Origin of the sequence: Xenorhabdus indica, assembly GCF_014467235.1 — a bacterium.
Taxonomy (GTDB): domain Bacteria; phylum Pseudomonadota; class Gammaproteobacteria; order Enterobacterales; family Enterobacteriaceae; genus Xenorhabdus; species Xenorhabdus indica.
On the sequence record NZ_NKHP01000002.1, the window covers coordinates 292,567 to 315,635 of the forward strand.

Annotated in this window: 18 protein-coding genes; 9 read left to right on the forward strand and 9 right to left on the reverse strand. The window is 39.3% G+C overall.

The window, feature by feature from the left end; translation table 11 throughout:
- Positions 1-23 precede the first annotated feature (23 nt).
- Complete coding sequence (locus Xind_RS02935; protein ID WP_047679224.1) at positions 24-1,037, forward strand: AvrD family protein; 1,014 nt, start codon at positions 24-26, stop codon at positions 1,035-1,037.
- Between the two features lie 13 nt (positions 1,038-1,050).
- Positions 1,051-1,776: an AAA family ATPase gene (locus Xind_RS02940; protein WP_187649432.1), complete on the forward strand. Its 726-nt coding sequence runs from the start codon at positions 1,051-1,053 to the stop codon at positions 1,774-1,776.
- Between the two features lie 104 nt (positions 1,777-1,880).
- Here Xind_RS02940 and Xind_RS02945 read toward each other — a convergent pair whose 3' ends face one another.
- Complete coding sequence (locus tag Xind_RS02945) at positions 1,881-2,534, reverse strand: GntR family transcriptional regulator (RefSeq protein ID WP_187649433.1); 654 nt, start codon at positions 2,532-2,534, stop codon at positions 1,881-1,883.
- A 2,590-nt stretch (positions 2,535-5,124) separates the two neighbouring features.
- Here Xind_RS02945 and Xind_RS02950 point away from each other — a divergent pair.
- Complete coding sequence (locus Xind_RS02950; RefSeq protein ID WP_047679222.1) at positions 5,125-5,427, forward strand: helix-turn-helix domain-containing protein; 303 nt, start codon at positions 5,125-5,127, stop codon at positions 5,425-5,427.
- Between the two features lie 98 nt (positions 5,428-5,525).
- On the opposite strand, the gene Xind_RS02955 is transcribed toward Xind_RS02950, so the two are convergent.
- The 5 genes from Xind_RS02955 to ftsY all read right to left on the reverse strand — a co-directional run bounded on the left by Xind_RS02955 (position 5,526) and on the right by ftsY (position 11,075).
- A complete protein-coding gene (locus Xind_RS02955; protein ID WP_187649434.1) occupies positions 5,526-6,683 on the reverse strand; it encodes a glycerate kinase in 1,158 nt (385 codons plus the stop codon).
- A 329-nt stretch (positions 6,684-7,012) separates the two neighbouring features.
- Positions 7,013-7,870 carry an RNA polymerase sigma factor RpoH gene (rpoH, locus tag Xind_RS02960; protein WP_047679218.1) on the reverse strand — a complete coding sequence of 286 codons (858 nt, stop codon included), beginning with the start codon at positions 7,868-7,870 and terminating at the stop codon, positions 7,013-7,015.
- A gap of 213 nt (positions 7,871-8,083) precedes the next feature.
- Complete coding sequence (gene ftsX / locus Xind_RS02965; protein WP_047679216.1) at positions 8,084-9,064, reverse strand: permease-like cell division protein FtsX; 981 nt, start codon at positions 9,062-9,064, stop codon at positions 8,084-8,086.
- Entirely contained in the window at positions 9,057-9,722 is a 666-nt protein-coding gene (gene ftsE / locus Xind_RS02970; protein WP_047679214.1) for a cell division ATP-binding protein FtsE, read from the reverse strand. Before ftsE ends, ftsX begins: the two co-directional genes overlap by 8 nt.
- Before the next feature lie 6 nt (positions 9,723-9,728).
- On the reverse strand, positions 9,729-11,075 hold the full coding sequence (gene ftsY, locus Xind_RS02975) for a signal recognition particle-docking protein FtsY (RefSeq protein WP_187649435.1): 1,347 nt from the start codon (positions 11,073-11,075) through the stop codon (positions 9,729-9,731).
- Positions 11,076-11,416: 341 nt separating this feature from the next.
- Here ftsY and rsmD point away from each other — a divergent pair, with 341 nt between their 5' ends.
- From rsmD to Xind_RS02995, 4 genes are all read left to right on the forward strand, one after another.
- Positions 11,417-11,992: a 16S rRNA (guanine(966)-N(2))-methyltransferase gene (gene rsmD / locus Xind_RS02980; RefSeq protein ID WP_187649436.1), complete on the forward strand. Its 576-nt coding sequence runs from the start codon at positions 11,417-11,419 to the stop codon at positions 11,990-11,992.
- 44 nt (positions 11,993-12,036) lie between these two features.
- Positions 12,037-12,306, forward strand: a complete 270-nt coding sequence (locus Xind_RS02985) for a DUF1145 family protein (protein WP_047679210.1) — start codon at positions 12,037-12,039, stop codon at positions 12,304-12,306.
- A 135-nt stretch (positions 12,307-12,441) separates the two neighbouring features.
- Positions 12,442-13,068, forward strand: a complete 627-nt coding sequence (locus Xind_RS02990; protein WP_047679209.1) for a lysoplasmalogenase — start codon at positions 12,442-12,444, stop codon at positions 13,066-13,068.
- A gap of 181 nt (positions 13,069-13,249) precedes the next feature.
- Positions 13,250-15,592, forward strand: coding sequence for a zinc/cadmium/mercury/lead-transporting ATPase (locus Xind_RS02995; protein WP_187649437.1), 2,343 nt, complete (start codon positions 13,250-13,252; stop codon positions 15,590-15,592).
- Between the two features lie 484 nt (positions 15,593-16,076).
- Here the strand turns inward: Xind_RS02995 and tusA are convergent, their stop codons facing one another.
- Entirely contained in the window at positions 16,077-16,331 is a 255-nt protein-coding gene (tusA, locus tag Xind_RS03000) for a sulfurtransferase TusA (protein ID WP_047679482.1), read from the reverse strand.
- A 170-nt stretch (positions 16,332-16,501) separates the two neighbouring features.
- On the opposite strand from tusA, the gene Xind_RS03005 reads away from it, so the two are divergent.
- Together Xind_RS03005 and Xind_RS03010 are read left to right on the forward strand one after the other, a co-directional pair.
- The gene (locus Xind_RS03005; RefSeq protein ID WP_047679205.1) at positions 16,502-17,185 is read left to right on the forward strand and encodes a 7-cyano-7-deazaguanine/7-aminomethyl-7-deazaguanine transporter; all 684 of its coding nucleotides are present in this window, start codon (positions 16,502-16,504) and stop codon (positions 17,183-17,185) included.
- 222 nt (positions 17,186-17,407) lie between these two features.
- Positions 17,408-18,508: a glycerol dehydrogenase gene (locus Xind_RS03010; protein WP_187649438.1), complete on the forward strand. Its 1,101-nt coding sequence runs from the start codon at positions 17,408-17,410 to the stop codon at positions 18,506-18,508.
- A gap of 322 nt (positions 18,509-18,830) precedes the next feature.
- Here Xind_RS03010 and Xind_RS03015 read toward each other — a convergent pair whose 3' ends face one another.
- Complete coding sequence (locus Xind_RS03015; RefSeq protein ID WP_047679202.1) at positions 18,831-19,031, reverse strand: MbtH family NRPS accessory protein; 201 nt, start codon at positions 19,029-19,031, stop codon at positions 18,831-18,833.
- Positions 19,019-22,180 carry a thioester reductase domain-containing protein gene (locus Xind_RS03020; RefSeq protein ID WP_187649439.1) on the reverse strand — a complete coding sequence of 1,054 codons (3,162 nt, stop codon included), beginning with the start codon at positions 22,178-22,180 and terminating at the stop codon, positions 19,019-19,021. Before Xind_RS03020 ends, Xind_RS03015 begins: the two co-directional genes overlap by 13 nt.
- Between the last annotated feature and the right edge of the window lie 889 nt (positions 22,181-23,069).

Here is a 23,069-nt window from a genome sequence, read left to right on the forward strand (position 1 = left end):
TTATATTAAAAAGAGAAATAGCCATGAATTCAAAATTTCTATGTCATTCAATTGATGATTATTTAGGTGATAGTAAAACACGTTTTTTTGGCATGGGATACCGACGTGTTGTATATAATATTAAGAATATTGATATACAATTTAATCATTCAGGAGATAACTATCCAAAATTAATTTCACTCTTATCAGTCGAATATCCATTAGACTGGTCTAAGAAAAAAAATACAAACTTACCTCCACATCTCAGTAGTATTGATACACTAATTTTAAGTACTCAATTCTGTGAAATTTTCTTGAAACATAGTTTTCAATTCGACTCCTTTAATTGTAAAAAAATGTGGTTGAAAAGTTTAAAGTTGAAATCAGGAACCACTCCACAAGAAGATCTTGATAATATTTCAGCCAAGATCACTTGGAACTCCACATCAAAATTAAAATCAAATGATGTTACCATGATTTCCATTTTTGATTGTCAAATAGGAAAAATGGAAGCACGTTGTGAGATAGAACATCCTGTAGCAGAGATTATTTGTAAAAATGGCTTCTATAGATCTCCAGCAGATATTCTTGAGCCTAGTAATTCACGTTATTATGGGGACATTTTTAAATTCCGTGGACAATCTCTCCAAAATATAAGTTACGATAGTGAAAACCACATAGCTTCAGCAAAAGTAAAATTAAATATTCCTGAATTTTATCATTCAGTAAATGGAATTGATGGTCACTACCAACCTTCTGCCACTTATGTTGACTGTTTTGTTGTTAATCTACAGTTAGCTCAAGTATTAATGTATGAACTTGATCATATTAATAGAAAAGATAGTGAAACACTGTGGATGTTGAGAACCGAAATCGAAGCTCCAACACCTACTAGAAATTTCCAATCCAATTATGATGCTACAACACGTATTACTTCTACTTATAAACTAAAAGTTAGAGGTGAATATTGGAGATATGTAGATATTGAAGGGAATTTTTCAGGAATAAAAATAAAGTGTTCACTAGGACATAAATTACCAACTTCTTCTGATATATAATAGGAAATATGGTATGAAATTAGCTATCTCAGGAACTTATTCATCCGGTAAAACAAGAACAGTTATGGCGTTAGCTCACTTAACTGGTTATCCTCGTACCCTAGCAAAAACAATTCGTGAAATAATGCCTTATGCTGTTCCCGGAAAACGATTGGCACAATGTACTCCTGCTGAATTTCTACAATTAGCTATGAGGAGGCACACCAGTAGGGCGATACATGAAGCACTACTAAAAGATAATTTCGTCTCTGATGGTTCATCGTTACAAGAATGGATTTATGCTGCTGCCCGTGTTAAGTATGGGATGAATCCCAACCAAGAAGGACATCTGGATCCAGTTCCCAGATCAAGTCTTTCTCCAGAAATGATATTTTTTGAACAGGTTACTAATCAGTATGCACATGCTTTCAAACAACATGTGAAAAGTACATTCGATGTATTCATCCATTTAAAGAACGAGCTTCCATTAAAAAAAGATGGTCATCGTCCAATGAATAAAAACTTTAGAGATTATTGTGACAGTATGTTATTAAAAACTCTAGATGAATTAGAAATGCCCTATTATATTATAGGTGGAACAATAAAAGAACGTCTATTTAAAATAACAGAAATATTTAATCTGCCTCTTATTATGAGTGTTGAGAAAGCTATTCAATTAGCTGATAAAGAATATTCTCTACAAGATTTTAGATTTGAAACGGAAAGAAACAGATCATCAGATATCTTCATACCTTTTTAGTTTACTATATAGGAAGAAAACCTGTTATTCATGTATAAAATAGGGTGAGACATTATTGTCTCATTCTCTCTATATATTTTTTATTATGTTTGATTGAAAAAAATTTAATCACTAACCAAACACAACAACTCTATATGTTTACTATTCTTTAATTTATCAAAAATCTCCATTATAATTCCTTCGCTATTCGATAAATCGCGTTTTTTTATATAAAATAATAATTCCTTGTACATATCCAGGAAATATACTGCATTTTGTTTTATGAAAGTATGCCATAGATAACTACTTCTTTCTATACAATTAATATACAATCTACTTAGTTCATTATTATTTATAGCATTGAGTATTAAGATAGTGAATTCACTGTCAACATTTTTTATTTTTTCATCATTACAATTGGTTTCTTTGCTTATCAAAACCTCAATTTTTTTTGAAAAATCGTTTAAATTTTCTTGAGATGTTTTGTTTAAAAATAATTTAATTATAGATAACAAAAATATTTCGCGTAAAGTAACCAATTCTAATTGCTCTTTATAGTCCAGGCTTCGTGTATAGAACCCTCTATTATTACCTTTAATGACAAATTGTTCATGCAAAAGTCTATTCAGCGCCTCTCTAATTGGAGTAGAACTAACATTTAATTGATCAGTTAATTTAGAAACATATAGTTGTTCATTTGGTTTAAACTCATTATTAGTAATTTTATTTTTAATTTGGAGATAAACACGATCAACATACGAAGTTTTTCTAATTCTCATTTCTTTCCCTTAAATTAATTCATTAACTTAAATCTATTTTATAGATGACAAAAATTCAGAGACAAAACCAATGACTGTTCGTATTAATAATATACTAAGTAATATTAATTCGTAATAATTACAATAGTTTTCTCTCTGTTTTATAGCATTCTAAAAAATACCGATATCGATACTAATTTTTGTGCTGCTGAAATGAAAAACTAACAGTCTGGATTAGACAGCATCAGAGTAAAAAATTGATCTTCCACGTTCAAAATTATCGTCCAATAGAAAAATAAATAATATTCCTAATCAACACCAAATTTTTGTCAAAAATGAAATTATTAAAATAAATTTAATATTATTACCAAATATATCTTTAAGTTTACTTAATATTGATTAATTTAAGATCAGACGACTAATGTAACTAACTTAAATAATTAATATTTTTATCTCTTTACTGATTTTCGATTACCATAATATGATTTAATTAAATAATTTCTCTTTAAAAATATTCTGTATTACTATTCTATCCTCTGAAGATCTAATTATATTACTTATACTCCAATAAAAAAATCTTGGGAAAGATATTTACACTCATAACAATCACAATATAACAAGGTTTTTTCGATATTATAATATACTCATTAAAAATGATGATGCAATATAATAATTTAAATATCAAGATATCAAGCAGTCTATTTTAAATAAAACTAGCATAAAACTTCAAAATTATGGAAATTTTCCCATAACACAATATATTATAGTGACAAATTCAGTTTCAAAATTGAGCACTATTTTTTTAGAAGATTTCTTATTTTTATTTCAACATTTTTTCAAAAAACCAGAGTAAAGTCATCCGATGAAGATATTAAACCTATTACTTAATATTGATAATTTTATCAATATAATGTCACAACTATAACAATTCTTCATGAAGTTGACGCACTGCATTTATATTCTCTGGTTTATCTGGCTATTACGTTAACCAGACAAACCAGAGAGTTTGAAAAACACTAAATCTACCAAGAAAACCATAACTCCTTTACTATTAAATAATTACCGACAAAACTCCTCACTTTGTTATAACCTAATATTTCTGTTTTATGCTAAAGGGTGAACAGTTATAAACACTTTTTCAGTTTCTTAGATCATTGCAGATATGAAAGAAATTAAGAAACTCTATCTTTAGATAAAAAATTTAATTTTTTATTACAAAATATTCCCTCAGCCAATCATCATGTACTGCAAACTGAAAAAAACAAACGAAAATAGATAAGGTTTATTTATTATCCAGTATAATATGCAAAAACTGATAAACATCACATAACTTCACAAAAAAACCTATTTATAGCAATAACAAATTGTTAAATAACGAGATTAAAATAAGAATCTTTTGGCTTCCTTTAACATATCCAATAGGAAAATCTCTAAGTAAACAAATTCTCTGAAAATAGAGAGCATAAAATAAACACGTAAAATTTGATAAAAAATATGCTTTTTATGTAACAATTAATATCTTCTTGTTTTTATACTAAAAAATAAAAAACGCTATAGTATTACAGGCAAAAAAACAAGCTGCCTCTCAGTATTCAAAAATGCGAGTGAGTTGTTACTTTCTTGAAAGATAAAAATTATTCAGTAGGAAAAGTTTCTATAAGTAATATTTTCTAATAGAAAATAGATGATGTGGCAATAGTAATACCATGAAAGATTAAAATCTATTTACTTAACTAAAATTAATAAAATTTAACTCAAAAACGAAACATTTTATACCAAACTGTAAACATAATCCTATATAACTTTACTTAAGTCAAATTTCATTACATATCAAATCTCATTCCACTTAATTTATTATAATATATGAATTTTTTTTGTTATTCACATAGTTAATTCCTTTTAAATAGTATTGGTAATGAAAAATTGTTACTTACTCGAAATCGATAGCAGCCAAATCACCCAGAGTTAATATCAGTCCACCTTGTATTTGTAGAGCTTAATTCTATTTCAAATCGCAAATCTAGATTATAAATCCAAACAGAACAGTTTGGTATATTTTGTTTAGTTTCTAACCTAATGAAAGATCTTAATGAAATAGATAAATACAAAATAATGGCGATTTTCTATAAAAGAACAATATATTGATAATTTTATTGATTAAATTAAAAAAAATACTTTTTATTCAATATATTAAATAAAAATAAATAGCAAAATTAACGTTTAAAGCCTTCTTCATTATTCCTCATATGAAGAGAACAGCCTGTTGTTTTACTCAATTGCGGGGGAAAAGTAGTTGCAAGATGCAAGGTAACAACAAAATAGAGAATGTGGTTTGCATCATGGAAGAGTACACCTTGTCTCAGTAAAGGTTCTTTTTTTACAAGACGTTAATAAGAAAGGTTATTTCATTAAAAAAAAACAAGGCTCATGTCGGAAAACAAAACGGCGGATCAGGTGTAACAATAGGGCATACCGTGAATGGTATTAAACCCGTCAAGGTATGCCCTATGTTACGCACAGTGGCGAAGTAAATTTAAGCCATTTTGAAGCTCTAGGGCAATTATCCTTGATAACGCCATAACTTACTGATTTGAAAATAAAAGGATAAGATATGGAAGATGCAAACATGTTAATTGGAAAACGTATTTACATTAAAAGGAAAGAGTTGGGTATCACAGCAACGGCATTAGCTAAACAAATTGGCATTAGTCAGCAACAACTTTCACGTTATGAAAGGGGAACCAATCGAATTAATGTCACTCATTTGGTTGCCATTAGTAAGAAGCTGGAGACCCGTATTTCATGGTTCTTTGAAGACTGCTTTGAAGAGAATAACAAGGAAGATTCTGTTAATAAACTCGATACCCAATACATTCCCATGGCCGAAACAATTATAGGGAAAAATGGTTGTTAAATGGTCAAAATAATCCACTGTCAGAAGCCTGCCATTAAGCTTGAGCCAAACCCCAAAATATGGGGGCTTCTGACTCCTCTCAAGTACTTATCCATTCTTCAATGGGCATCTGCTTTCTTTTCCATACCAGTCATATTCCAAACCGTCGCAATGTTACGTGCCAATACCCGTAGATTATCAACACTATTAGTCAGAGCATCAGCAAGAGTACAAACTTCGGGGATAATAGAAAATACAGCATCCAAACCGTGTTGGTGGACTATATGGTAGTCTTTGCTCATTCCTCCCACTAAAGCGATAGCAGGAATACCGAACTTCTTGGCAATACGCGCAACGCCAATAGGCGTTTTGCCATATATAGTCTGGCTATCCATACGACCTTCACCAGTAATAACTAAATCTGCACCCTGAATCATCTTTTCCAACTTCAGAGTCTCAATCACAATCTCAACACCTGATTGTAATTTTGCACCCAGACAACCCAGTAAAGAAGCGCCCATACCTCCCGCAGCGCCTGCCCCTTCAGCATCGATCACATGTCTGCCTGTTGCCGCTTCAATTTTCATTCCATAATGGAATAAGGCTGAATCTAGTATTTTAACCATTTCTGCTGTCGCTCCTTTTTGTGGGCCAAATACCGCAGATGCTCCAGACTCACCGCATAATGGATTATTGACATCACAAGCTACAGCAATTTTCAATTGCTTGAGCCGGGGATCAAGACCCGAAAGATCGATGCTTTCCAACCGTGTTAATGCTGCTCCACCAAATGGCAGAATGCGGTTATCCCCATCCCATAAATTTGCCCCAAGTGCTTGCATCATTCCTGCACCACCATCATTGGTGGCACTGCCACCGATACCTAAAATTAGATTTTGTGCTCCGTGCGCCAACGCAGCCAGGATCAGCTCTCCAGTGCCATATGTTGTTGTTATTAAAGGATTACGTTGTTCCAACGGCACTAAGTGCAAACCTGAAGCGGCTGCCATTTCTATAACTGCGGTTCTTCCATCGCCTAGCAGCCCCCATAAAGCCTCAATAGTTCTCCCCAAAGGATCAGTAACTGCACATGTGATACGTTTCCCTCCTGTCGCAGCCACCAGCGATTCTACTGTACCTTCTCCGCCATCGGCCATCGGTAGCTTGATATAATCAGCCTGCGGAAGAATTTCCCGAAATCCCTGTTCTATCGCTTCTGCTACTTGTAAGGCACTTAAGCTTTCTTTAAATGAATCTGGTGCAATCACAATCTTCATAACTATTTCCTCTCTCCCCTATATATTCGGCCGACAAAAATTTAGCCAGTAAAACCAAATACACCAAAGATTAAGGTTGAGACAAATGAAAAAAACTGCCATGTGGTGGATGGCCTAGCACAATGGCAACAACCAATGCAGTAATGGCACCAAATGCAGAAACTGTTGTCATTTTATTCTTATCACCATTGGCTTTGTCTTTAAAAACTACACTACGCACATAAATAGTATGTATAAAAAAAGCGATAAATAAATTTATCGCCTTTTAATCCACTAGCGTATGTATTCAGCATGAAAAAATCTTCATGCTCAGCCAATTGTCAATTACATTAGGCTTCAATCGCCATTCGCAATTTTTTCATGGCATTCTTTTCTAATTGACGTACCCGTTCAGCGGATACACCGTATTTATCAGCCAGTTCTTGCAAAGTAGATTTATTGTCATCATCCAACCAACGGGAACGGATAATGTCCTGACTACGCTCATCCAGCTTTTCTATTGCTACAGAAAGTTTATCCGCAGCATGGTTTTCCCAATTATCTTCTTCAATACCATCCGCAAAATCAGAAGCCTTATCCTGTAAAAATAGCACTGGAGCGGGTTGGCTGTCATGGCTGTTGTCATCATCCGATGACATGTCAAATGCCATATCCTGCGCTGACATACGAGATTCCATCTCCAGAACGTCCTTACTGGTCACTCCTAATTCTTTGGCAACTAACTCAACTTCATCCTGATTGAACCAGCCCAAACGTTGTTTAGCCTTACGCAAATTGAAGAATAACTTACGCTGCGCTTTTGTTGTTGCGACTTTCACAATACGCCAATTACGCAATACATATTCATGGATTTCTGCTTTAATCCAATGAACAGCAAAAGACACCAGACGCACGCCCACTTCTGGATTAAATCGACGAACCGCTTTCATCAGGCCGATATTGCCTTCCTGAATTAAATCCGCTTGCGGTAAACCATAACCAGCATAACTGCGAGCGACATGAACAACGAAGCGCAAATGAGACAGAATCAGCTGTTTTGCTGCATCCAGATCTCCCTGGTAATGCAGCCTTTCCGCCAGTTCCTTCTCTTCCTCTGCAGAGAGCATGGGATAAGCGTTGGAAGCACGGATGTATCCTTCCAAACTACCTTGTGGAACTAATGCTAAAGTTTGCATTTCTTTTGTCATTCAAATTCTCTCAAACTAAGAACCAAATTGATGTTTTTTCGAATTCACACGAAGCAATCAATAAGATTTATTCAAGCCAAAGATGTATCTATTCTACCATCGTGGAAATCATATTCAAATTGTCTGCATTGTATGAAAACGCACACAAATCAGTAACAGTTTCTTCGACCTTAATTAAGCCCAAAAGTTCATCTAATGTCCAACAAAATAGTCCTATTCTGGCCTGAAACGACGTAAGTGCTGGATAGTCGCAAACCATGCAGCCATCCAACCAATCATACCTGAAATCAGTATCAGTAATAGTGATTCATCCCAACTCAGTCCATGCAGCCTGAAGGTTGTACCAAAAACACTGGCCACTTCTGTGACGATGCTGGAAAGTTTCCAAACCAGCAAGTATGAAAGAAGTAAAGAAAAAATTGCCCCCAGAATTCCCAACAATACCCCGCCATTGAGAAACGGACGCAAAATAAACCCATCTGTTGCCCCAATCAGTTTCATCACATTAATGGTTTCACGACGGCTAAAGATGCTTAAACGAACGCTGTTACCAATGACCAATAACAAGGCAACTACCATCAGAATACCTATCACCGCAGCAATTCGGCCAACGAGGTTAGCCAGAGCCGTAAGGCGGTCAAACCAACTATCATCCATTCTGACTTCTTCAATGCCTTTCAACTGTGCCACACGGTCACGCAGTGTTGTTAATGCTTGTGAGTTTTGAAAATCCAGTTTAGGAGAGACAATCGCTACCGCGGGCAACGGATTTTCTTCCAGCATATCTAATGCGCCAGCAAATCCAGACCAGGCGCGAAATTCATTCACAGCGTCTTCACGGGATAAATAATTTACCGATTTCACACCGTCCATGGCTTTCAGCTCGCCAATCAATTGATTGGAATTGACATCATTCAGCGATTTATCAAGATAAACCGTAAGCTGTGGCACGGGATACCATTGTTCTACAGCCTGATTAACATTTTTCCAGACAATGTAAAACACACTTGGCAATGTCAGGGAGATAGCAATAACCATGATGGTCAACAATGTTGCTAGTGGCTGACGTAACATATCCGACAGGGTGCTTTTCCACGCATAACGTGATTGTACACGCCAGCCCCCTTTTAATGACTTGGAACGGGATTTGGAAGCCGTTATTCTTTTTGCAGAATGACGAACATGCTTAGCCATGATGCCCTCCTTGCATACGTCCCTGATTCAGCGTCAGAATACGGTAATTTCTTCGCTCAATAAGAGCTGTATCATGCGTTGCCATAAGAACCGTCACACCGACTCGGTTAAACTCTTCAAACAGACGCATAATGCCCTCAGATAGTTCACCATCCAGATTTCCCGTCGGTTCATCCGCCAGCAAGACAGTCGGTTTATTGACAACAGCGCGGGCAATGCCAACGCGCTGCTGTTCTCCTCCAGAGAGTTGAATGGGAAAATTTTTCGCTTTGTCCAACAAGCCAACCTTATCCAGCGCCGCCGATACCCGCCGACGAATATCTTCAGCACTGGCTCCAGAGATAATCAGTGGCATTGCAATATTTTCGTATACGGTACGATCCAATAACAGATGGTGATCCTGAAAAATCATACCGATCTGACGACGCAGGAATGGGATCTCGCGGGATTTCAGTCGGCTGATATCATGTCCCCCAAACCAGAGATAACCTGCGCTCGGACGCTCAATACCACAGATAAGTTTCAAAAGCGTACTCTTACCCGCTCCTGAATGACCGGTTAAAAATGCCATTTCTCCTGGAAGCAGGTGAAAATTCACCCCTTGCAGCGCCTGCCGTCCTCCCAGATAGGCTTTACTGACCTGTTCAAAGCGAATCATTGATAGTTAATCCTCTCGGCTAAAAAGAGCCTCTATAAAATCGTCAGCCTTAAATGGACGGAGATCTTCAATGCCTTCTCCAACACCGATATAACGGATCGGAATTTCAAATTGGTCAGCAATAGCGAAAATAACACCACCTTTCGCTGTACCATCCAATTTGGTTAGTGAAATACCGGTCAATCCAACCGCCTCATGGAATAGTTTAGCTTGGCTGACTGCATTTTGGCCTGTGCTGGCATCCAAAGTCAGCATAATTTCATGTGGCGCTTCTTCGTCCAGCTTTTTCATTACTCGCACGATTTTTTTCAGTTCTTCCATCAGGTGAGATTTGTTCTGTAGGCGTCCTGCGGTATCTGCAATCAGAACATCAACACCTTTGGCCTTAGCTGATTGAATAGCATCAAAGATAACAGACGCTGGATCCGCACCAGTATGTTGCGCAACCACCGGGATCTTGTTGCGTTCTCCCCAAACCTGCAATTGTTCTACCGCCGCAGCACGGAAAGTATCCCCCGCAGCCAGCATGACGGATTTCCCCTGAGATTGATATTGGCGCGCCAATTTACCAATTGTCGTCGTTTTACCAACGCCATTCACACCAACCATCAGAATGACATAAGGCGATTTGCTTTCAATTTCCAGCGGCTTATCAACTTTTGCCAGAATACCGGACATTTCTTCTTTCAGTTTTGTGTATAACGCTTCCGCATCTTTCAATTCCTTACGGCTGGCATGAGAGGTTAAGCTGTTGATAATCTTACGAGTTGTTTCAACACCAATATCTGCAATCAATAACTGTTCTTCTAACTCTTCGAACAGTTCATCATCAATTTTTTTGCCACGGAATAATCCGAAAAATCCGGCTCCTAAATTCTGGCGGGTTTTTACCAAACTTTTTTTCAGACGGGCAAAGAAACCTTCTTTGGTCGGGCGTTCCTGCTCTTTAGGTAGAGAAACCTGTTCTTCAGCCAGACGTTGCTGCTCCGCTTCTTCCGCTGCCTGACGGGCCGCTTCTTCTGCCAGACGCTGTTGTTCTGCTTCTTCCGCTGCCTGATAGGCCGCTTCTTCTGCCAGACGCTGTTGCTCTGCTTCTTCCGCTGCCTGATGGGCCGCTTCTTCTGCCAGACGCTGCTGTTCTGCTTCTTCCGCTGCCTGACGGGCCGCTTCTTCTGCCAAACGCTGTTGCTCTGCTTCTTTCGCTGCCTGACGGGCCGCTTCTTCTGCCAGACGCTGCTGTTCCGTCTCTTCCTCTACTCGCTTTTCTTTTTCAATTTGTTCTTCTTGTTGTTTCTTTTCCTGACGACCAAGTCCGAACCAAGAGAAGAAACCTCTTTTTTTCTCTTTTGCCATCGGCCACTACACTCCTCGCGGTTAATTATGGCGTTGTAACAACCTATCCCATTAAGCTGATTGCTTTACCTTTTGTCAGATCATGAACTCATATAGGGATAAGCCAAGAACCCAGCCCAATAGACGCTTTATATTTTAACAATTACGCCTACTGAGATAGGTTCTAATGATGATAAAATCCAGTCTAACATTTTCATCAGACCACAACACATATTCTATTGAGGATTTCGTGGTAAATTAATCAATGGGCTTCTTGATTTTCGCTTTTTGTATCTGCCGCCTATACCCAATAGACGGGAAGTTACATCACGGCGATAACAAATATTTAAGTTATGTAAACTATGACTAAAAAATCACAGCGCACACCTTTGGGACAAATCCGCATTATTGGCGGGAAATGGCGCGGAAGAAAATTACCAGTTCCAGATAGTGAAGGGTTACGTCCGACAACAGATCGTGTTCGCGAGACATTATTTAACTGGTTAATGCCGGTCATTCAAGGCGCTCGCTGTCTGGACTGTTTTTCCGGCAGTGGAGCCCTTGGATTTGAAGCTTTATCGCGCTATGCAAACAACGCTACTTTGATTGAGTACGATCGCAACGTGGCAAAACAACTGTCGAACAATTTAGCTTTATTGAAAGCAGAAAACGGCAATGTTGTGCAAGGCAATACTCTGCAATATCTCAATCAATCTGGCACGCCTTTTGATGTCGTATTTCTTGATCCTCCCTTCCGCAAAGGAATGCTGACGGAAACCATCAAGTTACTGGAAACTAACGGATGGCTGGCTAAGGTGAGTTGGGTTTATGTCGAAGCAGAATCTGAATCTGCCGCGACAGAAGTTCCTACAAACTGGCACTTACACCGGGAAAAAATTGCCGGGCAGGTTGCATACCGATTATATATCCGCCGTTAGTAATTTTCGGCTTGACCTACTTAAATACGATTCTGGAGTCAATAATGTTTATTCAATTAGGAAGAGCAATTATGGTTTGTGTTTGGGGTATCATGATCCTCAATCTGATTCACCCTTTCCCTAAGCCATTGAAATACTTTATGGATATCGCTATGGTTTTTACGGTGGTCATGCATGCTTTCCAACTGCTATTGTTAAAACATTCCCAGCCTAAAGACCAAAAACTTTCCGGCCTTTTACAAACTAAGATCTTCTTTTTTGGCGTATTTGAATTATTGGCCTGGCAGAAAAAAATGCGTCTGAAGAAAAAATAACAAATTATATTTTATGCCCTATAGATTTCAGGTTGTATCGTTAATATCGAATTAAAATTGGTACTCTCTCTTCACCCCATCATAAACAGCAATGCCTGATAAAACAGGCATTGAACATTTAAGGAAAGGAAAAATATGAGTTGGCCATTTCTTGCGGTGTTTTTTTCTGGCTGGTTATACATTGATGCGGCCTATCGGGGCGTCAGATGGCAACAATGGGTATTTTACCCTGTTACGATGTTACTTCTACTATTTTGGGCATTTCAGGCACCAAATCTCGAAGCAACAGGCTATTTCATTATTGCCGGTCTTATTGTTTCTTTACTTTCTGACTCACTCCGAATGCTCCCCAGTAAGTATTTACTATTCTCATTTGTCGCGCTGTTCTTGAGTTATTTGCTTTATACAATCAGCTTTGCCTTACATATGGAATTCAGTTTCTTCTTCCCATTGCCATTGATCTTGCTGGTTGTCGGTATCGTGGTCATGCTTATTGTCTGGAGACGTCTCGATACTTTACGTTGGCGGGTATTGGATACCTGGATAATGGTGCTCATCATGGTTTGGGTTGCAGGAGAACAATATTTTGCACTCGGCAACGCAAGCCGTTTTTCCGCCGTGACCGGAGCCATTTTACTTCTCTTTGCACATAGTATTAGTATTATTGACCAATATCGTTTCCCTTTTAAATTATCAAAAGCAATCGTGGCAACCTGTCGTTTTATCGGGCATTTTTTGATTATTCGTTCACTAATTATTTAATTCTGTACTGAGATATTATTTATTTCGCTATTTTCGCTCACCAAAGGTGAGCGAAATGCTCTCAATGTCAAATAGCACAATTCATCAAAGAAATTTCTCTTTTGGGGTTTGACTCTGGAGTCAACTCCAAAGTGTAGAGTTAATGGTAATCAACCTGAATCAACATCATTGAGAGGCCATTATGTTCTCTATTTTAAAAAAACATAAACAATTACAAAGTGGCTCTATCCCCACCCCAAAGAGAGTCCTTCAAGGTTCTGCCAACATTAAAAATGTAAGTAAACGTTCACATTCTAATGATAAAAAGCATAAACGACCTGATGAGCATGAAAAAAACCATGCTCACGACAAAAAACATACACATCATAATAGTGGTTCTTGCTCATTCGATCACGCTCATGTCACACAAGATACAACACCTCCTGAGCTCACTGCCCGCCAGCGCTTCAACTGGGTTATTCATGGCATGGACTGCCCAAGCTGCGCAGGAAAAATTGAAAATGCCGTGAAAAAAATTCCTGAAGCCAAACAGGTCAAGGTGCTATTCACAACAGAAAAGCTGGTCGTAGATGCTGATTCCGATATTCGTGCTGCCGTTGTTCAGGCGGTCAAACAAACCGGTTTCGAAATCAAAGAAACTGACTCAATTTCTAAACTTCCACCAGCGACGAGCTTCTGGAAAACATTCTCCCCGATCCTCACTCTTGCTGTATTAATGATTATCAGCGCAGGCATTGCGAAAATCAGCGCACCCGCCGGGCAGATTGCTTTCATTACAACGGTGTTGATTGGGTTATATCCTATTGCAACCAAAGCCATCAAATTGTTTCGCTCCGGAACTCCCTTTGCTATTGAATCACTAATGAGCGTGGCGGCTATTGGTGCGCTGTTCATCGATGCTACTTCAGAAGCTGCAATGGTAATCTTGCTGTTCAAGCTAGGAGAAATTCTAGAATCCTATGCCGCAGGTCGTGCCCGCCGTGGTGTCAGTGCATTGATGGAATTAGTGCCTGAGCAAGCATTACTCGTAACAAATGGCGGAAAGAAAACTGTTCCTGCCGCCGAGTTACGTCCAGGCGATATCATCGAAATTTCTCCTGGTGCCCGTTTACCCACTGATGCTGAGCTCCTTAACTCGTTCGCCAGTTTCGATGAGAGTGCTCTGACAGGTGAGTCTATTCCTGTTGAACGCAAGCAAGGAGAAAAAGTCGCAGCGGGGTCTCTTTCCGTTGATAGCGCGGTGCAAATGAAAGTCATGTCTGAACCCGGACACAATGCCATTGACCGTATTCTGCAATTGATTGAGGAGGCAGAAGAACGCCGGGCACCGATTGAACGTTTCATTGATAAATTCAGCCGTATTTATATGCCGTTGATTATTTTGCTCGCGGCACTGGTCATGATAATACCTCCTCTATTTCTTGCTGAGCCATGGGATACCTGGATTTATCGCGGTCTGACTCTGTTGTTGATTGGTTGCCCCTGTGCACTGGTTATCTCAACCCCCGCAGCCATTACTTCTGCACTCGCAGCTGCAACCCGACGTGGAGCGCTCATCAAAGGCGGTGCTGCGTTAGAGCAACTCGGTAGAGTCACCACTATTGCACTGGATAAGACAGGCACGCTGACTGAAGGGAAACCTCAGGTCACAGATATTGAACCTGTAGAAGATATGAGAGTAGAAACATTACTGGCCATGGCAAGTGCCGTAGAAAGTGGTTCCCATCACCCATTAGCCAAAGCCATTCTTAACGAGGCAGAAAGTAAAGGTATCACTGTTATTGAAGCAGAAAACCGTAAGGCACTGGCAGGTATCGGGGTTGCAGGACAATTATCAGGGCAAAAAATATTGGTCTCGGCACCAGAACGACTCCCTGAAAATACGTTATCCCTAAAATGGAAACAGCGAGTGATTGAACTGGAAGAGAGTGGAAAAACAACAGTTGCCGTGGTAAAAGATGAGCAATTTATTGGCCTGATTGCTATGCAGGATACCTTACGTCAGGATGCTATTGAAGCTATTCAGTCTCTGAAGCAACAAGGTGTCAATGCTGTGATGCTGACCGGTGATAACCCTCGTGCGGCAGCGGCGATTGCGGGTCAATTAGGTATTGATTATCGTGCAGGACTACTGCCAGAAGACAAAGTCAGAGCGGTAATGCGACTCAATGAAAAGCACAACACAATGATGGTCGGTGATGGCATCAACGATGCTCCTGCTATGAAGGCATCCAGTATTGGGGTAGCGATGGGCAGTGGTACTGACGTTGCTCTGGAAACAGCCGATGCTGCATTGACACACAATCGGTTAACGGGTTTGACAGAAATTATTACTCTGTCGCGGGCAACACACTACAATATCCGTCAAAATATCACTATTGCATTAGGTTTGAAGGCGATATTCTTGGTCACCAGCCTATTCGGGATCACTGGGTTATGGATGGCCGTATTAGCAGATTCAGGTGCTACAGCATTAGTGACAGCAAATGCTATTCGGTTGCTGCGAATTAAATCCCAAAGATGAATTCAATCCCATTTAAGTCCGATACTAAAATAGTAGTGAAACATAATTTAGAGAAAGAACCCCCTGCTCATAATATGAGTGGGGATATAAATTAAAAATTCTGATAGTGTTTGAAAGATCAATCAGGCATCGATCAACTGGGAAGGAGAGTTATTAACGTTATTTCAACCGATTATTATATCTTTCAAGTATTGCTAAAGATATGGGAAATTGACTTCACTGATATCTTTTATGATTTTTTAAAATTTATTCCATATTATTATTTAAAAGGTTGTACTTTATAAGATAGTTAACAACTCATAAAAAATAGTGAAGAAAACAAATTGAAAAGGTGCAAAGAAAGCACCTTTTCAAAATAACACTACAGTTACTCAAGATTGCTATTAAGACAAAAGGAAATATGGCACTTAGTGAGGTGATAAACATTCATTCCCAAGTCCCATACTAATAAGCTTAGCACGGGTTTATTTTTCTACCAGTATCATCATATAATATTTTCATTTTTTTGGATTAGATATCTATATGGCGTTTCCGTCGTCTCCTGAGCAATCAGCGTATGTTCCATAAAACGGCAGAAACCAGGAATATCGCGAGTAGTCGCCGGATCATCAGCAATGATTAATAACGTCTGCCCTGCATCCATATGACGGACAGTCTTACGTACCATCATTACCGGCTCCGGGCAACGCAACCCCTGTGTATCAAGCGTTTTATCAGGGTTAGCAAAAAAATCGGACATAACAATCTCTGTGAATTCAAACAATCTATAGCGACGGATTATATTACATAATATTGCCAATCGCTGCATTTTGCTTTTGTTGTTCAGCCAGAGTATGATCTGTCCCCCCTGATTATTTAGGGAAAATTGGTTTCTGGGTTCCCTCACCCCATTCAGTAAAAAGGTATAATATGTTCCAATTAGCTACGCAGCAAATAGCCACGCAGCAGAAAGTATCTGTGTTAATCTGGCTTTCTCTTTTTCATATTCTGATCATCACTTCCAGTAATTATCTGGTACAGTTGCCTGTCTCTATTTTCGGTTTTCATACCACTTGGGGAGCATTTACATTTCCTTTTATCTTTCTGGCAACAGATTTAACAGTGCGTATTTATGGTGCCCCATTGGCACGCCGAATTATTATGACTGTCATGCTTCCGGCCTTGCTGATCTCCTACCTTATCTCCGCACTATTTTTTCAGGGGACATGGCAGGGATTTTTAGCTTTAGGAACGTTTAACCTGTTTGTTGCCCGCATCGCAGCAGCAAGTTTTATGGCTTATGTTCTTGGTCAGATATTGGATGTTGGGGTTTTCAACCGACTGCGTCAAAAACAACGGTGGTGGATAGCACCGGCTGCTGCCATGTTTTTCGGTAATATGCTTGATACACTGGCATTTTTCTTTATTGCGTTCTATCGCAGTACGGATGCGTTTATGGCAACACATTGGGTAGAAATTGCATTAGTAGATTACGCATTTAAGTTGTTTATTTGCATGCTCTTTTTCCTGCCCGCTTATGGTATTTTGCTGAATCTTATTCTCAAGTTCTTTTTCTCATATTCAGTAGATAAAACACTGGCTAAAACCCGTTAGAACAGCATTGCGTCCTAAGTTAATCAGGGCGCAAATTTCCTTTCAGTTTTTCCTCATAGATCCCTCATTTTCTGCTATTGCACATCACCTACCCGTATATTTTGTCGTATAGTGGTGGCGGACAGGCAAACAAATACTTTTATCCGAAGCCACTGATAACCTGCCACACACCAACGTTGTGACAGTCTACATCGGGTTTCCAGTGAAGAAGGAATATTTCTTATGCTGAAAGTGATCCAGTCTCCATCCAAATATATCCAAGGACCAGATGCGATATCCCACATCGGTCAATATACTAAAATACTTGCTGACCATGTTTTCGTGATTGCTGATAATTTTGTGATGAATCTCATTGGAGATACCGTCAGTAAGAGCCTGAAAGAAGACCAGGTAACCAGCCACTTTGAAGTTTTTAACGGTGAATGCAGCCGTAGTGAAATACAACGCCTGTCAGCCATTTTATCAAATAACCAGTGCCAGGCTGTGATTGGAATTGGTGGTGGAAAAACGCTTGATACTGCCAAAGCAGTGGCACACGACGCGAAGTTGCCGACTATTCTTTCTCCGACTCTTGCCTCAACAGATGCACCCACCAGTGCACTTTCCGTCTTATATACAGAATTGGGAAAATTTGATGGTTATTTGCTCTACCCCAAAAACCCCGATATTGTGTTGGTAGACACCAATATTATTGCCAAATCCCCTGTCCGCCTATTTGTATCAGGTATGGGAGATGCTCTCTCAACTTATTTTGAAGCACGTGCCAGTAGTACAGCCCACAACCTGACTATGGCTGGTGGCGGAACTTCTCTGACTGGGCTGACTTTGGCAAAACTGTGCTACGACACTTTGCTGGCAGAAGGTTATAAAGCGAAACTGGCAGTAGAGGCCGGCGTTATGACACCCGCAGTTGAAAATATTATTGAGGCCAACACCTACCATAGTGGAATTGGTTTTGAGAGTGCAGGGCTTGCCGCTGCCCATGCCATCCACAATGGTTTTACCACATTGGAAGAGTGCCACCATCTGTATCACGGTGAAAAAGTGGCATTCGGCACGTTGACACAACTGATATTGGAAAATAGCCCAAGTGAAGAGTTAGAAACAGTACTCGACTTCTGTGTACAAGTCGGCCTCCCGGTTACACTGGAGCAACTTGGCCTACGGGAGAATGAGAATCTACACAAAAAAATAATGCAGGTTGCTATCACAAGTTGTGCCGAAGGGGAAACGATTCACAATATGCCATTTACCGTAACTCCGGAACAAGTCTATGCCGCAATTCTGGCAGCAGATCGCATGGGTAAAGATTGGTTGTATTGATGATGCGAGACTATGCTATCAGTTTCAGAACGGCCATCAGTTTCAGAGCGGGGAAACCCGCTCTGATTTTATGTTGGTTGGCATAACCAAGATATATTCAAAATCTGCGAGAATTGTTTGATAAGGAACAAAAACGAACTTAAAACGCATAGTAAGAGAGGGAAAAAATTAATATCGTGAGAACTGTCACTACTTCTTGAGCATTTTTTAATAACCGAGAGGAATAAAAGAGAAAAAAATGATGGGAAAATAAATAGGCATGGCCTCTCAAGACCATGCCCTCCATAAAATAATATTATCTATTCACATTCATCCATCATTCTTAATGGACATCAACGACTTGTTTTGTTGGTTCAGGCCATATACTCGCAATATGGTTAAGACACTCTTCCTTAGAACCTTTCTTACCCGTTGCCATCCAACCAATTGGGATCAGAGATTCATCAGGCCAAATCGAGTACTGCTTTTTAATGTTAATAACAACCATCCAAACCTCAGTTTCATTTCCTGTTAGTTGCTGCATGATAAAGTCTCCTGTTTGTAGCTTTCTGACAGTACCCGTGGCAAGAATCCAGTACCTATCAAATAACGCAATACCTGGTGGACATATTCAGATGTAATTACCGGACACTGAATATTTGTTCCTTCCAATGCTGCCATTGTCTGTTTCAACTCCAACTCTGGCTGGATTTCATGAACATAAGCAGGGTCCAATGCACGATAAGGTTTCTCTGCCATATCCCGAATCAATGGGATCAATGGATACAGCGGATGCGAGTCATCCAAAGCAAGAATTTTCTCTTTCCCTTCATTGAAGGGCACTGGGTTGAGAATATAACCAAATTCCTGCACCCAATCGAAGAACTGCCGGATAGAGACTTGTACAGGGTTAAACAAGTTGAAGAATTTCCCGGCAGATTCAGGCTGCTTAGAGATATGCACCAATGACTCAGCAACATAATCAACCGGTATAATGTCAAGCAGCAACGCATGGTCAGGGTAGAATCCCATTGCCAGATAACCTTTCAGGGATGCGACAAGATAATCATTCCCCTGTGCAGCACCAGTACGGGTATGCCCAAGGATCAAACCGGGACGATAAATACTCACTGGCACGCCCCGATTACGGGCAATGTTAATGATCCCTTCTGATACCCACTTGCTACCGGAGTAACCGGAAGGATCACGTACTGTTTCACTCATAGCACGATCATCTTCCATAAATGGACGAGGTGATTCAGTCGCAAACAAGGCATTCACGGAAGAAACATAGTGGAAGTGTTTCAGGCGTGAAGTACAGGCAAATTCCAGTGCGGTTCTGGTGCCATCAACGTTAATACTTTTCAGTGCACTATAAGGATAAATGAAGTTAACCAACGCACCATTGTGATAAATCACGTCAACATCTTGCGCAAGTTTCTCCCAGGTTTCCGGCAACAGACCGAAACGAGGCTGCCCTAAATCTCCTATTACAAAATCTACGCGATCAAGCTCATTACCCACATCAATCTGGTAATTTACAAAGCCAGCTTTGATCCTGTCACGTGCATGTTTTTCATCAGCAGCACGGCACAGACAGATAATTTGAGCCGAAGTCTGTTTCAGCAATTGTTCCAATAGATGCAAGCCAAGATATCCGGTAGCTCCCGTCAGCAATACGGTATCAGGTTTATACCAGTTTGCATGAGGTAACCCATCCGGGCGCACGCTTTCTTTCAGATAAACATCTTTTCTCAGTGTTTCTGCATGTTGCTGGATAAGTGCTTCACTGTGATAATTTTCTGCAAGTTGAGCAGGATGACTTTTATATACCTCGATCATTTCATCCAGAATAGCCGCAATTCTGGCAATAGTGGGTTCAACATAGATACCAGAAATGGGAACTCTTAGTGAGAATGCTTTTTCAATATGCTCTACCATGCGGGCAACCAAGATGGAATGCCCGCCAATCTGGAAGAAATCATCCGTAATGCCAAAGGCGTCAACCGCCAACAGCTCACGCCAGATAGCATAAACCCGTTTTTCAGTTTCTGTCTGAGGCTGCACAATGTCATAGCTGGCATTCAGACGTTCTGCCACTTCTTCCAAACGCTTTCTATCCCGCTTGCCGCTGCTCGTCAAAGGGATATAGGGGATACGATAATATTCAGTAGGTATCCAGGCTTCATGTAAGCGTTCCCTTAATGCTAACTGAGTCTCCCGAACCCACTCATCCGGTACAACCATATTAGGATCAAACAAGACGAATGCCTGTATTCTGGCAAGATCACCACTTCCTGCCACACGGATGATGGCATCCTGAACACCGCTTTGTTTTCTCAATGCGATTTCTATTTCACCTAATTCGATGCGATAACCACGTACTTTTACCTGATCATCCTGTCTTCCCATATAAATAAGAGAACCGTCTTCAAGCATACGTGCCATATCACCGGTCAGATACGCCCTTCTACCTTTTTGTTTTACATCAGGAACATATCGTTTAGCGGTTTCAGTGGGATTATTGCGGTATCCGGCTGTCACACCCAACCCACCAATCAGGATTTCTCCTACAGTTCCTTTAGGTACAGGACATAAATACTTATCCACAATTGTGATACTGGTGCCGGGGATTGGCCCACCTAATTGCACCTTATCCCCTTTTCTCATACAGAATGCTGTCGACCAGATTGTAGTTTCCGTCGGGCCATAAACATTCCATAAAGTTCCACCAGAAGCAGTCAGTTGATCTGCCAGATCTTGTGACAGGGCCTCTCCACCACAGAGCATACTCATATCTGAGCGAGGCTCCCAGCCCGCATTCAAAGCCATTGACCAAGTGACTGGTGTTGCTTGAGCAAGTGTAAATTGAGGATCTGACAGTGTCTGAGACAACGCCATCGCATCACGTTGGGTATCGATTGATGTAATGTAGATGCTGCCACCATGAACAACAGTCAACAATAACTCCAGCACTGAAATGTCAAAAGAGAAAGTTGTCAGTGCAAGCATACGATCGTTTTGATTGACCGACAGCAATTTCCCAAATGCACACAAACAGGCTGCCAGATTGTCATGCTGTACCTGTACAGCTTTTGGCAGCCCGGTAGAGCCGGATGTAAACATCACGTAGGCCGGATGATCACCTAGCTCAGGCAGATCAATACGTTCTGTTACTTTCCCGACAGTATTTGAAAGCAGTTCCAAAGGAATATGTGTTGATGCTTTCAGTCCCATGGATACTGTATCATCAGATACCAAAATACTTTCCGGCAAACTGGCGAGAATATCGTTCAAGCGCTTTTCCGGCATCATGGTATTGAGAGGAATGTATACTGCTCCAAGCTGCCAGGCCGCCAACATAGTGATAAACCATGGAATACCTCTCTCGGCTGCAATAGCAACATTACTTCCCATTGTGACACCATGGCAACGTAAAACATTTGCTGCATTCATGACCCGTTTCTGTAATTCACCAAATGCCAGCGTTCCATGTTGATCCGAGACAGCTGTGTCATTCGGCATGGTTTTTGCCAATTTTGCTAATCGAGATGGTACATTATCAAACCATGGTTGGAGTTTATTTTCCATGTAACTGATATTATTGATATTAATATCAGGATTATTGGAGAATGAGGATTTTTGCCCAGTAAATGCTGTGTGTAATATTGCCTTGTGTGTGTAAGTATTCATAATGATGTTCTCATTCTATTCTCCATTTTATTTCATCATTTTTTATGACGAATGGAGATATTTATGCTGTTAGTCAATAAATTCCAGCTATTGTCCACATCAAGATCCTACAAATACCTTATGTTGACTTTAACTGAATTTAAAAAATAAACTTCAAAAAGTATCATAAAAATTTAATAACTAATTAATTAATATTTTTTGCAATTTTTTATTAATTAAACAATCAACCCATAAATGGATAGGATTCTTATTAACGAATAGAGTGTATTACGCCTTATACACCACTTCATCGTATTGATATTATTGTATTTTATTTATAAATAACTATTCATGTCTTCATGAAAACCCATCTCATGAATATGAATAACTATTTGTGGTAATATCTATTATTTCCAAACAGGAATTCAAACATTTTATTTGTAACTGTGTTATAAAAAACGCCAAGCATGTAAATAAAAATAACTCCCATAGCTAAAAAAAGAAACATAATACAGAAATAGTGAACGATTGAAATAATACAAACAGAAAATATTACTGTTAATTCATTCCTATATGTTTAAAAATTTTTATATTTTTGCAGATAATCCCCATATGATTAAAGCGACATCTTAATTCCCTCAATAATAATAGTCCTTTATGTGCGAAAGAACACAAACGAACTAAAAGCGCTCAAAAATAACAAACAAACATCTTTAATTGTGACGTAAGTCACGATAATAAAAATAAAATATATTTCAAAAAATCCATAAATCGCTCAAAATTGCGAACCTTACGAAATTATATCTATATGTTATCGATACCTCATAGATGTATGACCCTGTTTTAGCTATCATTTCCTTCGGTATAGAAAAAATCAATTCGAATTTTCGTTTACTGCTTATCACTAGTA

Coding starts and splice junctions, on each gene's coding strand:
- Xind_RS03005 (WP_047679205.1), top strand. CDS start 16,502: ATGTTCCAATTAGCTACGCAGCAAATAGCCACGCAGCAGAAAGTATCT.
- Xind_RS02945 (WP_187649433.1), bottom strand. CDS start 2,534: ATGAGAATTAGAAAAACTTCGTATGTTGATCGTGTTTATCTCCAAATT.
- Xind_RS03015 (WP_047679202.1), bottom strand. CDS start 19,031: ATGCAGCAACTAACAGGAAATGAAACTGAGGTTTGGATGGTTGTTATT.
- rpoH (WP_047679218.1), bottom strand. CDS start 7,870: ATGACAAAAGAAATGCAAACTTTAGCATTAGTTCCACAAGGTAGTTTG.
- Xind_RS02995 (WP_187649437.1), top strand. CDS start 13,250: ATGTTCTCTATTTTAAAAAAACATAAACAATTACAAAGTGGCTCTATC.
- Xind_RS02990 (WP_047679209.1), top strand. CDS start 12,442: ATGAGTTGGCCATTTCTTGCGGTGTTTTTTTCTGGCTGGTTATACATT.
- Xind_RS02985 (WP_047679210.1), top strand. CDS start 12,037: ATGTTTATTCAATTAGGAAGAGCAATTATGGTTTGTGTTTGGGGTATC.
- ftsY (WP_187649435.1), bottom strand. CDS start 11,075: ATGGCAAAAGAGAAAAAAAGAGGTTTCTTCTCTTGGTTCGGACTTGGT.
- Xind_RS03010 (WP_187649438.1), top strand. CDS start 17,408: ATGCTGAAAGTGATCCAGTCTCCATCCAAATATATCCAAGGACCAGAT.
- ftsX (WP_047679216.1), bottom strand. CDS start 9,064: ATGGCTAAGCATGTTCGTCATTCTGCAAAAAGAATAACGGCTTCCAAA.
- ftsE (WP_047679214.1), bottom strand. CDS start 9,722: ATGATTCGCTTTGAACAGGTCAGTAAAGCCTATCTGGGAGGACGGCAG.
- Xind_RS02935 (WP_047679224.1), top strand. CDS start 24: ATGAATTCAAAATTTCTATGTCATTCAATTGATGATTATTTAGGTGAT.
- rsmD (WP_187649436.1), top strand. CDS start 11,417: ATGACTAAAAAATCACAGCGCACACCTTTGGGACAAATCCGCATTATT.
- Xind_RS03020 (WP_187649439.1), bottom strand. CDS start 22,180: ATGAATACTTACACACACAAGGCAATATTACACACAGCATTTACTGGG.
- Xind_RS02940 (WP_187649432.1), top strand. CDS start 1,051: ATGAAATTAGCTATCTCAGGAACTTATTCATCCGGTAAAACAAGAACA.
- Xind_RS02950 (WP_047679222.1), top strand. CDS start 5,125: ATGGAAGATGCAAACATGTTAATTGGAAAACGTATTTACATTAAAAGG.
- Xind_RS02955 (WP_187649434.1), bottom strand. CDS start 6,683: ATGAAGATTGTGATTGCACCAGATTCATTTAAAGAAAGCTTAAGTGCC.
- tusA (WP_047679482.1), bottom strand. CDS start 16,331: ATGTCCGATTTTTTTGCTAACCCTGATAAAACGCTTGATACACAGGGG.